General features: G+C 44.5%; 16 protein-coding genes. 13 read left to right on the top strand and 3 right to left on the bottom strand.

Annotated elements, in window-relative coordinates:
• Positions 1 to 73 precede the first annotated feature (73 nt).
• A complete protein-coding gene (locus ACFSCZ_RS09635) occupies positions 74 to 2,014 on the top strand; it encodes a sigma-54-dependent Fis family transcriptional regulator (protein ID WP_380773716.1) in 1,941 nt (646 codons plus the stop codon).
• A gap of 66 nt (positions 2,015 to 2,080) precedes the next feature.
• Here the strand turns inward: ACFSCZ_RS09635 and splB are convergent, their stop codons facing one another.
• Positions 2,081 to 3,109 carry a spore photoproduct lyase gene (gene splB / locus ACFSCZ_RS09630; RefSeq protein WP_380773715.1) on the bottom strand — a complete coding sequence of 343 codons (1,029 nt, stop codon included), beginning with the start codon at positions 3,107 to 3,109 and terminating at the stop codon, positions 2,081 to 2,083.
• 39 nt (positions 3,110 to 3,148) lie between these two features.
• Complete coding sequence (locus tag ACFSCZ_RS09625; RefSeq protein WP_380773713.1) at positions 3,149 to 3,391, bottom strand: transcriptional regulator SplA domain-containing protein; 243 nt, start codon at positions 3,389 to 3,391, stop codon at positions 3,149 to 3,151.
• A 281-nt stretch (positions 3,392 to 3,672) separates the two neighbouring features.
• Here ACFSCZ_RS09625 and ACFSCZ_RS09620 point away from each other — a divergent pair, with 281 nt between their 5' ends.
• The 8 genes from ACFSCZ_RS09620 to ACFSCZ_RS09585 all read left to right on the top strand — a co-directional run bounded on the left by ACFSCZ_RS09620 (position 3,673) and on the right by ACFSCZ_RS09585 (position 10,225).
• A complete protein-coding gene (locus ACFSCZ_RS09620; protein ID WP_380773712.1) occupies positions 3,673 to 4,656 on the top strand; it encodes a thiamine pyrophosphate-dependent dehydrogenase E1 component subunit alpha in 984 nt (327 codons plus the stop codon).
• Positions 4,657 to 4,706: 50 nt separating this feature from the next.
• Positions 4,707 to 5,729 carry an alpha-ketoacid dehydrogenase subunit beta gene (locus tag ACFSCZ_RS09615; RefSeq protein WP_380773711.1) on the top strand — a complete coding sequence of 341 codons (1,023 nt, stop codon included), beginning with the start codon at positions 4,707 to 4,709 and terminating at the stop codon, positions 5,727 to 5,729.
• A gap of 78 nt (positions 5,730 to 5,807) precedes the next feature.
• Positions 5,808 to 6,926, top strand: coding sequence for a dihydrolipoamide acetyltransferase family protein (locus tag ACFSCZ_RS09610; protein ID WP_380773710.1), 1,119 nt, complete (start codon positions 5,808 to 5,810; stop codon positions 6,924 to 6,926).
• 85 nt (positions 6,927 to 7,011) lie between these two features.
• Positions 7,012 to 7,203, top strand: a complete 192-nt coding sequence (locus ACFSCZ_RS09605; RefSeq protein WP_380773709.1) for a hypothetical protein — start codon at positions 7,012 to 7,014, stop codon at positions 7,201 to 7,203.
• 137 nt (positions 7,204 to 7,340) lie between these two features.
• The gene (gene fmdA, locus ACFSCZ_RS09600; protein ID WP_380773708.1) at positions 7,341 to 8,522 is read left to right on the top strand and encodes a formamidase; all 1,182 of its coding nucleotides are present in this window, start codon (positions 7,341 to 7,343) and stop codon (positions 8,520 to 8,522) included.
• Between the two features lie 10 nt (positions 8,523 to 8,532).
• The gene (locus tag ACFSCZ_RS09595; RefSeq protein WP_380773707.1) at positions 8,533 to 8,805 is read left to right on the top strand and encodes an FmdB family zinc ribbon protein; all 273 of its coding nucleotides are present in this window, start codon (positions 8,533 to 8,535) and stop codon (positions 8,803 to 8,805) included.
• Positions 8,806 to 9,321: 516 nt separating this feature from the next.
• Positions 9,322 to 9,822: a helix-turn-helix domain-containing protein gene (locus ACFSCZ_RS09590; protein WP_380773706.1), complete on the top strand. Its 501-nt coding sequence runs from the start codon at positions 9,322 to 9,324 to the stop codon at positions 9,820 to 9,822.
• A gap of 211 nt (positions 9,823 to 10,033) precedes the next feature.
• Positions 10,034 to 10,225, top strand: a complete 192-nt coding sequence (locus tag ACFSCZ_RS09585; protein WP_380773705.1) for a CsbD family protein — start codon at positions 10,034 to 10,036, stop codon at positions 10,223 to 10,225.
• A gap of 102 nt (positions 10,226 to 10,327) precedes the next feature.
• Here ACFSCZ_RS09585 and ACFSCZ_RS09580 read toward each other — a convergent pair whose 3' ends face one another.
• Entirely contained in the window at positions 10,328 to 10,675 is a 348-nt protein-coding gene (locus ACFSCZ_RS09580) for a helix-turn-helix domain-containing protein (RefSeq protein WP_380773704.1), read from the bottom strand.
• Between the two features lie 314 nt (positions 10,676 to 10,989).
• On the opposite strand from ACFSCZ_RS09580, the gene ACFSCZ_RS09575 reads away from it, so the two are divergent.
• The 4 genes from ACFSCZ_RS09575 to ACFSCZ_RS09560 all read left to right on the top strand — a co-directional run bounded on the left by ACFSCZ_RS09575 (position 10,990) and on the right by ACFSCZ_RS09560 (position 14,358).
• Entirely contained in the window at positions 10,990 to 11,400 is a 411-nt protein-coding gene (locus ACFSCZ_RS09575; protein WP_380773703.1) for an uberolysin/carnocyclin family circular bacteriocin, read from the top strand.
• 81 nt (positions 11,401 to 11,481) lie between these two features.
• The gene (locus tag ACFSCZ_RS09570; protein ID WP_380773702.1) at positions 11,482 to 12,135 is read left to right on the top strand and encodes a YIP1 family protein; all 654 of its coding nucleotides are present in this window, start codon (positions 11,482 to 11,484) and stop codon (positions 12,133 to 12,135) included.
• 22 nt (positions 12,136 to 12,157) lie between these two features.
• Complete coding sequence (locus tag ACFSCZ_RS09565) at positions 12,158 to 13,768, top strand: M48 family metalloprotease (protein WP_380773701.1); 1,611 nt, start codon at positions 12,158 to 12,160, stop codon at positions 13,766 to 13,768.
• A 2-nt stretch (positions 13,769 to 13,770) separates the two neighbouring features.
• A complete protein-coding gene (locus tag ACFSCZ_RS09560) occupies positions 13,771 to 14,358 on the top strand; it encodes a stage II sporulation protein M (protein ID WP_380773700.1) in 588 nt (195 codons plus the stop codon).
• Positions 14,359 to 14,361 lie beyond the last annotated feature (3 nt).

Raw genomic sequence — 14,361 nt, 5'->3', positions numbered from 1 at the left:
ATACTTATTGCTTAAATATTTCCAAAATTTTAATATAATAATAGATAACCCTTTAAAGTTGAGGTGAACAGGCTTGATAGACAATGATTCAATAAGGAAGTTTTGGGAGGATTTTGTATATCGGGGACATCTCAACAAGTCGGTGAAAAAAGTGATCCGGGAAGCGTGGCTTCGTTCTAAACAGTACGGCGTCAATCCGCATACTCAAAGTGGGACAAGGATTCTGTCGCTCGCTGAACTGGAGGAGCTGCGAAAAAAGAAAGAGAAACTGCTTCACATTTCACTGCCGCTCATGGAAAATCTGTATTCATTTGTAAAAGGTTCAGGGTTTCTTGTCATCCTTTGTGATGAAAGAGGGGTCTTGATGAAGTCTATCGGAGATGAAGAGACCCTTCTAGAAGCAGAGAATATACAGTTTGTTGAGGGGGCGATATGGAGTGAGGAGGCGATGGGTGCGAATGCGATCGGCACCGGTCTCATCATAGATCAACCCATTCAAGTCTGGGAATCCGAGCATTATACGGAGGCCTGCCAATCGTGGACCTGCTCGGCCGCGCCCATCCATGATTCCAATGGAAAGGTTATCGGACTCCTCAATATGTCCGGCCCACATGAAAAGGTGCATCCTCATACGCTGGGGATGGTTGTATCCACCGTCGCCGCCATTGAAAAACAACTGCAGATCATGGAAAAAACCCGCAGACATGCCATGATGAAAAGTTTGCTGGAAGCGACAACTGATACTTTTTCTGAGGGAATGATCATCGTCGATATGGCGGGAAACATTTTAAAAACAAATGAAGTGTTACATCAGATTATTGGAAAGAAGGAAGAGGAGCTGCTTGGTCTGGAGATTCAGGAAGTATTTAAGAACAAGATTTTTCAAGAGATTGTCTCATCCAATACCAATGTTGCGGATAGGGAAATCAAGCTGAATATCGCCGGAAGCATACGTCAAGTCCGGGTACTCGTCAGTTCAAAAGGTATTTTTCAGCAAAAAAGAAGAATTGGGAAGCTGCTCACGTTTAAAGAAATACATAAAGTCAGGCAGATGATCAACAAATTTTCCGGAAACCAGGCGAAGATGACGTTTCATGATGTTATCGGTGCCAGCAGTACCATCCGAAAAGTAAAAGAGGAAGCCATGGCCGCAGCCGGCACCGATTCCAATGTGCTGTTGATCGGAGAAAGCGGGACAGGAAAGGACTTGTTTGCACAGGCGATTCATCATGAGAGCAACAGAAGGCATAAGCCTTTTATTGCCATCAACTGCGGAGGAATTCCAAGGGATCTGCTGGGAAGCGAGCTGTTCGGGTATGAAGATGGCGCCTTTACCGGAGCCAGGCGCGGCGGAACACCGGGAAAATTTGAGCTGGCGGAAGGCGGAACGATTTTTCTCGATGAAATTGGCGAAATGTCGCTGGAAATGCAGGTCCTATTGCTGAGAGTTTTACAAGATAAAAAGATTGTAAGAATTGGCGGTTATAAAGTGGTCCCGGTCAATGTCCGCATCATTGCGGCTACAAATAAAAATTTACGGGAGGAAGTAAAAAAAGGAAACTTTCGGGAAGATTTGTTTTTCAGGCTGAATGTCATTCCGATCCATATTCCCCCGCTGAGAGAGCGGCGTGAGGACATACCGCGGCTGGCGGAACAGTTTATGAAAAACCTGTCTGAAAGGGTCGGCAAGCCCCATCTGCAGGTGGCCCCGTCATTTTATGAAGCACTGCTGAAATATGACTGGCCCGGAAATGTCCGTGAGCTGCAGAACATTCTGGAGAGAGTTATTGTTAAAGGAACAGGGCGACTTCTCGGCCCTGAGGAACTGCCTGCAGAAGTAGTGGGAGATATTTCAGCTGTCTCCCAGAGTCTGCCAATGAAAGATGAAATTCAAAAACAGGCGCTGCTGCAATCGATTGCTATCTGCGAGGGAAATTACAGCAAGGCCGCCCGTTATCTAGGTATCGCCCGGAGTACTCTTTATCGGAAATTGGAGAAATACGGCATTAAATAGGGAGGATGGAAAGAGGAGCACGCCGAAAATTGTATAGGCATGCTCCCGTCCGCCCCAACTTGAAGGTTACGTAAAGTATTCAATTTTGCTGCCGGGAAAGTACGTATGGATATATTCAAACAAGGTTTCTTTCATCTCGGATTCTTCTTCTTTCGGATAAATATACTTTCCAATCCCATATCTTCCCCATTTATAACGGCGCTTTTCTTCATCCAGTTCCAGTTTCGTCATGGGGTAATTTTTGAGAATGACTTTCTTTGCGGGCTTTGTAAACCGGTGCTGAATCAGCTCAAAAGTGATATCCTGCTTTGTATCGTCAGGGAGGTCCCGGCTGAGTCTCTCAAACAATTCCCTGTAGCCTTCCTTCCAGCCTTCAAACAAATAGATCGGAGCAATGATAAAGCCCAATGGATATCCGGCATGTGCCACTTTCACCGCGGCTTCAATCCGCTCAGCCAGACGGGAAGTCCCCGGTTCAAAGTATTTAATGACATAATCTGCATTCATACTGAACCGAAAACGGGTTCTTCCGTTGTGCTTGGCATCCAGCAAATGGTCCACGTGGCTGAACTTCGTGACAAAGCGCAGTCTCCCCAGATCGGACTGCCCAAAATACTCAATGGCTCTTTTTAATGTATGGGTCAGATGGTCAATGCCGACGATGTCAGATGTACAGGACGCTTCAAACCGCGTAATTTCCGGTGCACGCTCTTCCATGTAATTTTCAGCTGCTTCCAAAATTTCCTCCACATTGACATATGTACGGATGTACGGTTTGCTTCCCATCGTTGTTTGTAAATAACAATAATGGCAATGTCCCATACATCCGGTTGCAAAGGGAATGGCATACTCGGCAGAAGGCTTGGACGTGTCGAACTTCAAGGTTTTTCTAATACCGACCACAAGCGTGGACTTTGCGATCCGGTACCGTTGAAAATCATTTTCTCCCGGAAGATTGCGCACTTGATTATGGGATGTGGTGTAACGGATTTCCTTGCCCAAATCAGTAAATTTCTTAAGCAGCTCCTGTCCAAGCGGATAATCCAGCGCTTTGGGTTCAAAGTATACGAGCTGCGGCATAAATGGTTTGACCATGGGGACAACTCCTTTGGATGAAACTTGGTTTCGGGCTGCTTAATCCACTGCCCCAAAATAATATTGATAGGCTTCTTCCGCTTCGGATGCTGACCGGTAAATGGCCAGATCCTCTGTTAAGGGATAGTAGGTTTCATATAAAAAAACAGCAAGTTGACCCGGGCGGTCCGGATCATTCACTACAGCAGCTTCCTGAATCATGGCGACATTTTGTGTATGCGGATTCCGATATAACACATAAACAATATCTCCCGGCGAATAAGAAGGTTCAAATATTTCCATGTGATCGCTCCTTTTTATCCATAGGGTGCCTGGTTGTTTTAAAAAAATGCATGCTTGTTCCATTTCATTTTCTGTCGACTTTAGGTTTCTGCTGTTGAATTACCCTCCATACCTTTACTAAAGTGTCCCATTTTGGCACAGTGTCCCGATGATGATCGGACATCCTGTATCAAAATGGGACATATTTTTTAGTGAAAAACGTTGAAATCGGGCTTTAAATCATTGGAATGAATGTTGCTTCTTAAAGAGGTGATAAACATTTTGAAAAGGGAGGAGAAAACATGGCTGTACCTTTGGACAAGTTGAAATGGATATATGAAATGATGGCTAAAAGCCGCTATTACGAAGATCAGATGGCCGAGGTGTATATGGAAGGGAAGACTCCCGTGTTTAATATTGGAGCGGGAACGGTCCCGGGTGAAATGCATTTGTCGACCGGACAGGAACCAGCAGCGGTCATTTGTGCTCATTTAACGAAAGATGACACAGTTACCTCTCCGCACCGGCCGCACCACCATGCAATAGCAAAGGGTGTGGATCTGAAACGGATGACTGCGGAAATTTTCGGAAAGGAAACAGGACTCTCAAAAGGCAAGGGCGGCCATATGCACCTATTTGACCCCGATGTCAAATTTTCCTGCAGCGGGATTGTCGGGGCAGGAATTCCACAGGCAGCCGGAGCTGCGCTGGCGGCAAAAATGAAAGGGAAAGATTGGGTGGCTGTTGCCTTCCTCGGAGAAGGGGCGGCAAACTCGGGCGCTTTCCACGAGACACTCAATATGGCTGCGTTATGGAAACTCCCGCTTATATTGGTTGTAGAAGATAATGCCTATGGCATTTCAGTTCCAAAAACAGCTTCAACAGCTGTTGCCTCCAATGATCTCAGGGCTTCTGCTTATGGTCTTGAAGGCTTCTATGTAAAAGACAATGACCCGATAGAGATGTATCAAGTATCAGAAGAAGCCGTACAAAGAGCCCGAAGCGGAGAAGGGCCATCGATTATTGAAATTGAAACCTACCGGTACTTGGGCCATTTCCAGGGAGATCCTGAAGTGTACCGCGAAAAAGAAGAAGTCCCGGCTCTCAGGGAGCGCGATCCAATTTTAAGAATAAGAAAGCTCATGATGGATGAATACGGCATGGATGAATCCGAACTTGAAGAGATGGAGTCCAACGTAAAAAAGCAAGTTGATGAAGCATACAGCTTTGCCAGGGAAAGCGAGTATCCGAAGCCGGAGGCAGCGCTGGAAGACATGTTTAATTAAATGGATGCGGAAAGTGACCCGGAATTTTACCTGAAGGGAGAGCTATGTAAATGGAAAAAACAAAGAAAAGGCTTTTGACCGGAAATAAGGCAATGGCTGAAGCGATAGCCCTGGAAATGGAAAACAATCCGGATGTATTTGTCCTGGGTGAGGATGTAGGAAAGTACGGAGGGATTTTTGGGTCGACGGAGGGCCTTTTGGATAAGTTTGGTCCGGAACGTGTACTGGATACGCCGATTTCTGAAACCGCCATCATCGGATCTGCCATCGGTGCAGCTGCTGATGGGATGCGCCCGATTGCCGAGCTGATGTTTGTGGACTTCTTTGGTGTATGCATGGACCAGATTTATAACCATATGGCTAAAATTCAGTATATGTCCGGTGGCAGCGTGAAGCTGCCAATGGTGCTGATGACGGCTGTCGGCGGCGGGTATAATGATGCGGCGCAGCATTCCCAGACTTTGTATGCCACCTTTGCACACATGCCCGGCTTAAAAGTGGTTGCGCCCTCAACACCATACGATTTAAAAGGCATGATGACTTCTGCCATACGGGATGATAATCCGGTCTTTTTCATGTTCCATAAGTCGCTGCAGGGCCTGGGCTGGATGGACCAGCTGGATGAAACAGTCGGCCATGTACCTCATGATGCCTATACCGTCCCGCTCGATAAAGCAAAAGTCATGCGCGAAGGCAGAGATTTAACCATTGTGGGGGTACAGATGATGGCCCATTACGCGGCGCAGGCAGCAGACAAGCTTGCAAAAGAAGGGATTGAAGCAGAAGTGATTGACCTGCGTTCACTGAAGCCGATCGATAAGGATACCATCATTGATTCGGTTAAAAAGACCCACCGTCTTGTAGTCGTTGATGAAGACTACCTCTCATACGGAATGACGGCAGAAATTTCAGCGATCATTGCGGAAGAAGCGTTATATGAACTGGAAGCGCCCGTTAAACGCCTGGCCATTCCAGATGTGCCGATTCCGTACAGCGACCCGCTGGAGGACTTTGTGATTCCGGGCCCGGACAGTATTTTTAAAGCGGTAAAAGAATTGATGGAAACCTATTAAGCTTTTACCTTCTGAGAACCGGACCATAAAAACTGTCATGGTGAGCTTCTCCAGATCTGCAAGCAGGGAGGAATATGCATGTTTGAAGTAAAGATGCCAAGAACGTCCGATGACATTGAGGAAAGTCTGATTGTCTTTTGGCACGTGGAAGAAGGAGATGATGTGGAAGAAGGAGACGTGCTCGTTGAGGTTCAGACCGAAAAAGCCGTCTTTGAAATCGAGGCGGAAACAGAAGGGACGATCAGGGAAATTTTAGTTAAAAGAGGGGAATCCGCCAAGATCGGAGAAACCATTGCAACGATCAGTGATGATCAGGATAACGAGTCTGCAGAAGAAGAGAATGACCAGAAGCACATTGAAAAAAAAGCTGAAACGGGCGCAGGCTCCCAGTCTTTTGTCCGGGTGTCTCCGCGGTTGAGAAAGCTGGCAAGAGATGCGGGCGTGAACCTGTCCGAAATCCGAGGTTCAGGAAAAGGCGGTGTCATCACTGAAAGTGACATCAGGAATGCGGCAGAGGGTCAAACAAATGAAGAAACCGGCTCTGGGAATAAAATGTCGGGAATCCGCAAAGTAATTGCCTCGAGAATGATGGCGAGCCTGCATGAATCTGCACAGCTTACCCTGACCTCATGGGTAGATGTGACGGGTTTGAGTCAAAAAAGGAAAGAAAGCGCCTCGAAAGTGAGTTGGAACACACTGATTTGCTATGCAACCGTTCAAGCTTTGGAGCTGCATCCTGAGATGAATGCTCATATAGAAGGTGATCAAATCACCACTTATGATCAAGTTCATTTAGGAATGGCGGTGGATACGGAATCAGGTTTATATGTGCCGGTTTTAACCGGTGCCCATGAATTAACAATAGAGAAGATGGATGAGGAATTAAAGGTTTTGGCTAAAAAGGTTGCTTCCGGAAATTTATCGGGTATCCCGATGAAAGGAAGTACGTTTACGGTGACAAATTTAGGAAAATTTGGAATTGAATTTTTCACACCCATCATTCATCCGCCGGAAGTAGGAATTCTTGGTGTTGGGACCATCGAGACTCATTTGGCATTGGAAAATGGCAAAGTCATTCAAAGAGAACGCATTCCGCTCAGCCTGACATTTGATCACCGTGCAGTTGACGGAGCGCCCGCTGCAAAATTTTTACAATCGGTTGCCGGCCAGTGCCAGGCGCTCATGGAAGAATTATAGAATGTACCGAAGAAGCTGGTACGTTGTGTCAGCTTCTTCTCTTTGAAATAAGGGCAAGTGTTGAAAGTCTCTGTGAGATTTCTGCATGTCACCGAAAGATTTGGAGTGCAGCGTATTGAATTGCGTTTTTCAGACATCCGGGAAAAAGGAGCTTTCCATACCCGAAACGTACGATTGGGCAAGCTTATACCACAATTGGAATTGCTTGTTTGTTAATCTGAAATGGATTGCTGAGAACTTGGAGCGTGCTGACGGCAAAGCGAAAGACTACGGGTAGGGCGGTATAAACTTTTAATGAGGTCGTACAGAATTTTAAATAATTTGATAATTTACAACCCTTGTCATATACTAAAAGCGCATATGTATTTTTCACCCTATGAGCTATATAAAAAATAATTGTGGGAGGAATGAACGATGCCAAAAACAATGTTTAAGCTGGATTTGAGCAAGCCGATGGAGGAGCAGGCCCACCCGGGGCACAACAGGTGGCATCCGGATATACCAGCAGCTTTCTCGGTCGATCCCGGGACAGCCTTTCGGATGGACTGTAAAGAATGGACAGATGGACAGATTCAAAACAATGATGATGCCAGTGATATCCGTGATGTCAATTTGGAAAGAGTCCATGTTCTGAGCGGACCGGTATATGTCAATGGGGCAGAGCCGGGGGATTTGCTCGTTGTGGACATTCTGGATGTGGGTGCTCATCAAGAGTATGAATGGGGGTTTAATGGAATTTTTGCCAAAGAAAACGGCGGAAGTTTCCTGGTTGATCACTATCCTGAAGCACAAAAATCCATTTGGGATTTTGAAGGCATCTATACGACTTCACGTCATGTTCCGGGGGTGAAATTTGCGGGTATTATCCATCCCGGACTGATCGGTGTAGCCCCGTCTATGGAATTGTTGCAGGAATGGAATAGAAGAGAAGCGGAATTGAAGGAAACTGATCCGGACAGGACACCGCCGCTTGCGAATCTTCCTACGCCGGAAAGTGCTGTTCTTGGTACGTTAAAAGGTGCCGAGTTTGACCGGGTGGCCAGAGAGGGTGCAAGAACAGTACCACCGAGAGAAAATGGGGGAAACTGTGACATTAAAAATCTGTCCAAAGGCTCGAGAATCTTCTTTCCGGTCTTCGTTGAAGGGGCGAAGCTATCGGTGGGAGATCTGCATTTCTCGCAAGGAGATGGAGAAATCACTTTCTGCGGCGGCATTGAGATGTCCGGATGGATTGACCTCAAAGTGGATGTGATCAAGGGCGGAATGAACAAATATATGATCAAAAATAATCCGATGTTCAAACCTGGCCCCGTGGACCCTGTATATTCTGATTTTCTTGTGTTTGAAGGTGTATCTGTAGATGAACATAATGGCCAGCAATACTATTTAGACGCGAATGCTGCGTTTAAAAATGCTTGCCTCAATGCAATTGAATATTTAAAGACACAGGGGTATACCGGTGAGCAGGCATATATGCTCTTAAGCTCCGCACCGGTGGAAGGGCATGTCGCGGGCATTGTTGATATCCCGAATGCCTGCTGTACCATCGGAATCCCTACACAGATCTTTGATAAAGACATAACTCCGAAGAAGTAGGAGGGATATCTTGCCAAGCTATACCTTTCGGTGTGAGACTTGCGGAGATTTCACACTTCATTTCAAAACGATGTCCGGAAACAAAGGAAGTGCCGAATGTCCTGCGTGCGGAACAGCATCCAAACGGATATTTTTGCCGCCGAATCTTTATTCCATGTCCAGCCAGCTAAAATCGCGAATTGAAAGAGGAATGGAACCGCGTCGCATGACAAGGGAAGAATTGGGCACAAGAAGACTGCCGATAAAAAGATCGCCTGTGGCGAATCGGCCATGGCAGGCATAGCATTACAAGGCTGCACAAAAATCAGTGAGTACTGATTTTCTGTCGCAGCCTTTTTGTTTTTATAAAATGCATTGGAGGAAAAGTTTTTGGAAATTGTGGGGAGGATGGTTGTGTGAAAGATATTCGATAAGCCCGGTTCAATAAAATGATTTCAAGGGAGGAAGCATGATGAAGTTTCCAGCTAAGAACACTCATCATTAAAAGGTAAGATCGGATATCCTTTCGCGGACGGAAGGTTATTCTTTTTGGCAGATGCGTATCCGAACAAGAGAATTTTACGTAAAAAGGGAATGCATCAGGAGGTCCTCCCGAACAAGGAGAAATCAATCCGAAAGGGAACGGATCTGAGTGCACCCAGGAATAAGTGTCAATCATTTGTAAGGAAAGACTTCCCCTCATTGAATCCCCGGTATAAAAAATTTGTAAAACGATAGACAGTTCTCTACAGGATTAGAGAAAGGAGAAGGCTATCGCCTGTAGAATAAATATATCAAACAAAACTGGGGAGGGACGACGATGGAGAAGAAGTTGTATACATCCGACGCAGCGAAGATATTGGGCTTAGGGGTCAGTACCCTCAGAAACTATGCGATTGTCCTGGAATCCAAAGGGTATCGGTTTGAACGCGGGGCAAATAATGGCCGGATTTTCAGAGAGAAGGACATCCAAGAGATTCAAACAATGATGAGTCGTATGATAGATGATGGAATGACAGTGGATCAGGCTGCCGAGGCCACGGCAAGGAAGTTTCCCAGGCAGGAACCGGATGGCATCGCTGCTGCAGATATTGAAAAGCTCTGTGAAAAAATATCTCTTCTGGAGAAACAGCAGACGGACTTGACGGAGATTAACCGAAAGCTGGCGGTGCAAGTGGAAAGGCTGACAGAGAAAATTGAAGACCGGGAGAGAGACCAGCAGCTTTTTCAAATGCGCGAAGATGCCCAGAGCAAAAAGAAAAGCAGAGGGATATCTCTGTTGCGGACTTTTACATTTTTGGACAAAAAAACAACGGTTTGACCATTTTTTAACAGGAAAGAGAGCTTGACTTTATCATCACCCGCCGCATGCCGGGTACAATGTCCTAATCTTAACGTCTGAATAACCTGCCTTTCCGACTAGCTTGTACGTCCCTCAACGGACGCTTCTTTTTTTATCAGAGATCGTTTCATATGAGTCTGAAGGGGTACATATAAACTATAGCTTTTCAGACGGAAAGGAGGTATTCCCGATGAGAGACTCAGATGGAACTAAGAAAAAATTGGAAGGTACATGGGACAAGGTGAAAGGTGAAACTAAAGATGCATTCGGAGATGCCATGGATAATGAAAGACTGCAGGCCGAAGGCAAATGGGACAAAGTCAAAGGTAAAGCAAAGAAAAAATTTGGTGAAGCGAAAGACAAACTTTCTGATTGGGACTAGACATAGAGCGGGCCTTCCCGGTAAGGGAAGGCCTGCTTTTAAAATAGTACAAATAACAATCCTGGCCAAACAATGTAATCTAAATCCCCGGAAATCCCCGGTTTACTCTTTTCCGTTTTTCATAATATCCCAAAGCTTCTTTAATTTACGCAAATCGTGTACATCAGAAGATACGAGATTTCTCAACCAGTTACGAAGTTCTTGCTCCTCTAAAGAGGTAAAGGAGGAATCTCCGGTTAAGTCTGGCTCCTCTTTCCTGCCAAAAAGCCAATCGGTGGATACCTCGTAAAGATCAGCCAAGTTCGTTAGGGTGTTCACATCTGGTTTCCTGTAATCCCTTTCATATCCGGATAGTCGTGAATTTTTAAGCTGAAGGATCTTACAAACTTCGGTTTGTGTATACCCTTTTCTCTTCCGGGCATCCCGCAGCCTGGCCCCTAGAGAAGGCATTTAGCCACCATCCTTAATTCCTATTTTTCGTATTATCGCATGGATAATGGCCTGGTGCAAATTACACATTTGGTTAAAAAGTCTCTTGTATTACACTATACGCACAATTAGAATTGTAAAAGGATTGTAATAAGAATTTAATTTTCTAACCTTTTGAAAAAATGCACGGTATGTTACAGGTAAGATAGATCCTTGCATTCTAAAGAACGGAAATGAGTAATTACAAGTCTCGGTTCGCTTAACGATGAATTTGGTTGTTTCCCTTTATGGGGTGAAACAATACATATCTTATAAAAAAAGGAGGTGTAACAAAGATGACATTTGCATTGGATAGCCGCAAGAAAAAGGGGATTGCTATTCTTCTTGTATTTGCCATGGCATTCTCGATTTTGGCCAGTTCTTTGTCTTTTTCCTCTCAGATCAGCAGTTCTAAAGCTACCAGCTCTTCTGTTGTTTCTTCTGAATTTAAAGGTGCAGAGATGCAGTTGGCCCAAGTCATTTATAAATATGGCAAGAAGAATAAAAAGATCACTTGGAATGAATCTCAAAAGAGAGCATCCAAGATTGTCAACCTAGTGATCACTGGATCTGATATTGCATCAGCCATCAGCATTGTGTTGGGATTCTTATCTTTTGGAATAGTTACTGCTATTGCCTGGGCCGCAAGAATGACCTTGAAGTGGTATATCAAGAAGAAAGGCAGACAAAAAGCAGTAACCTGGTAAAACTTTTGAAGCAGCCCTGATGCCAGTCAGGGCTACTTCTTCTATTATAAACGAAATCCATTCTTTGGGGGAGTATCAAAAATGGGAAACGGATCTATATTGGGTTCTTATTATAAGACCATTATTGAACCCAATAAATTTTTTCATGAATTATTGGAACAGCCCAATATTTTAAGGCCTTTTTTAATTATATTATTAAGTGGAATGGCGTTGACCGCTGCTACTTTCCCTCATACTTATAAAGAGATACAGGATTTATTTGGTTTAGGCTCCTCTTTGTCCACAGCGGCCATTGTTTTTATCATTCTGGCTCTCATGATATGCGGATCTGCATTGATAGAGTGGGTGATGCTGTCGGTTTTTATTTACTTTATAACAGCATTGCTCTCGCCTGCTTCAAGCAGTTTTAGAACTGTATTCAGTGTGGCCGGTTTCAGCTGGGTACCGATCATCTTAAAAACATTATCGTTCGCAGCGCTGGTTTTAATAACAGGCAAAGTGTTTCAGCCTGTTGGAATGCAAATTTTGTTCCCCAACCTGGATAACCATGCAGTTGTTGCAATGCTAAACCAAGTTGAACCTTTCTTTATATGGCAATTTGTATTGTTATATTTCGGTGTGAAAGTCCTGTTAAAATCCAGCAGCCCAATGACTCCTTTACTTGTAGTAGTCATTACATTTGCGGCAAACCTGGCATTAAAAACAATTCCCGCGCTCATGACAAGTTTCCTATAAGCCCTGCAAGGAGAGTATAGCCATGAAAAAAAGTGTCCTCATATTTATAATGGTTGCAGCATTTTCATCCGCTGCAGTTGTAATGGTTGAGTTAGGAGTCCGCTCAGCAGTATTATCGCCGTTTATTCTCCTTGATTCCAAAAAGGAAGAGGGCGTCCACAAGGTATTGACGGGGTATTCCGTATACCAGGGAGATTATCAATTGGACATTAAAGAAAATAACACGGTTAAAACAGGCAGCAGCGAATCGCTAGCTTTTCATATTGGCGATACCGTCTATCAATTTAGTGAAATACATAGCAAAAACGTGAATCTTCCGGCGGAAGAAGAATGGACGGTCATGACCAGAAGAGGGATTGATGCCGAATTCAGTCAGGATGCAACCGTCCAATCCAGTGACAGGAAGTTCTTTTTTAACGAATCCACCATCCTTGCTGCCGGCAACAGCGGTTCGTTTTCTTTCCAACTGAAGCCGGAGTTCAGCAAACCTCTGATCCTGTTGATGTATGTGGGTTCATTTTTACTGCCTTGTCTTCTTGCGCTTTTTTTTAATCATGTTCTTTCTATACGCAATCTGTTTACATTATTTTTCCCGTTTATTTTGGCTGGAACGTTGCCTCTCATTCTAAACTATCACTTTACAATGGGCTACGCTCTGCTTCTGACAGATTCTTATATATGGAGCATTCTATTATGTATATTCGTGCCGTCGTTTCTTTCTGTGGCACTAACAACCGGGGTCTATCAATATACCTTAAGGAAAGATGAAGAGGAAGATTCTTCCGAAGTTCCGGAGATGAAAGAAACCGGATTTCTTCATTTTACAAAAAGAGAGTCGATCGGCATAGCGCTGCTTATTGCCGGGGGTCTTGCCTACTTCTTCACGTTTTTCCTGCTTCCCATGTCCCTTTATGTACAAATCACAGATAAATGGTATTACTTTATTGCCTGGTATTTATCGTTGACGCTCATCATCATGGTGGTATATACGGTCCTGCACCGATTTATGGGCAAATACAGAAACATTGGAATTACGGAGCCGTTTGCTTCTTTGAAAAACTCCATCGAGCAAGTTTGCCAGGCGAAAATAAACTTATTTATGAAAGATGAGTCCAAGCACGAGACCAATGCCTGGGTGTACAGCACCCCTTTTTCTTCCAGAAAAGGCTTGAACATTTATATGACCGAAGGCTTGGTTAAGAATTTCACTTTGGATGAAATTAAAGCAGTATTATTTCATGAAATCGGCCATATCAAACTCAAGCATGGCCGTTGGATTCTGGCGATCACGTTTGGAGTGGCGGTTGCCATCAGCCTGACGATGTTTTTTGCCAGAAAAATTATGCTCGGTTTTGGATGGTGGCATTATATTGTCATTTTCCCGATTGGCGTAGTAGTTTTAATCTTGCTGACGGAATGGCTTCCGAATAAAATCAGCAAAATGTTTGAACACCAGGCAGATGAATATGCTGTAAGGCAGTCGGGAGATAAGGACCTGTACATTCAAACGTTAATGAAATTAAACAAAATCACTGAAAAAGAGGATGGCGAGTTTGCCTCCAAAAGAAAAGAATGGAAAGAGACCCACCCGTCCTTTCAAAAACGAATTAACTTTATCAAGGATTTGACGTAATCGTGGCAAATCAATTCAGCATAAAAGCCGTTGGCTTGTCATTTATGAAAAGAAACCGGGATGTTTTTGTTCTTTCACTCCTAACAGTATTGGCCAGTTTTTTTGGAACGATCCTGTACCTTCAGCTCACCGGTGCAGGCGAAGTGGCTGCCATGGTGCAGGAGGCTTCGGTGCTTGACGTGGAGGAGCCTGTTGAGGAGGAGCTTACATGGACATCCGTGTTCCAACATAACTTCATGATTTTGCTGCCGGCATGTATCGGTGTTCTCTCCTTTGGTTTTGTTTCTTTTTGGTACATCGTTTTACAAGGCTGCCTGCTGGGGTCGACCATCTTTTATTTATCAAAAGATCTTTCCGCCTGGATGGTGTTTAAATATACATTTCTTCATGGGGTCTTTGAAATTTTGGCGATTGCACTCGTCGGAGCATTTGCCATGAAACCCGCAGTGGTGACGTTTAATTGTGTGGCCTTAAAAAAGCCGTTCTTTCAAAAAAGGGATTTTAAGGATATGGCTTTACTGTTTGTCTTCTATGTATCTTTTCTTTTTATCGCTGCATTAATAGAAGGGCTGATCACGACGAAGCTTTGAGAA

The organism is Siminovitchia sediminis (assembly GCF_042680885.1).
GTDB classification, from domain to species: Bacteria; Bacillota; Bacilli; order Bacillales; family Bacillaceae_C; genus Siminovitchia; species Siminovitchia sediminis.
The sequence above is the reverse complement of the archived record's forward strand: the minus strand, read 5'-3'. Positions and strand labels throughout refer to the sequence as shown.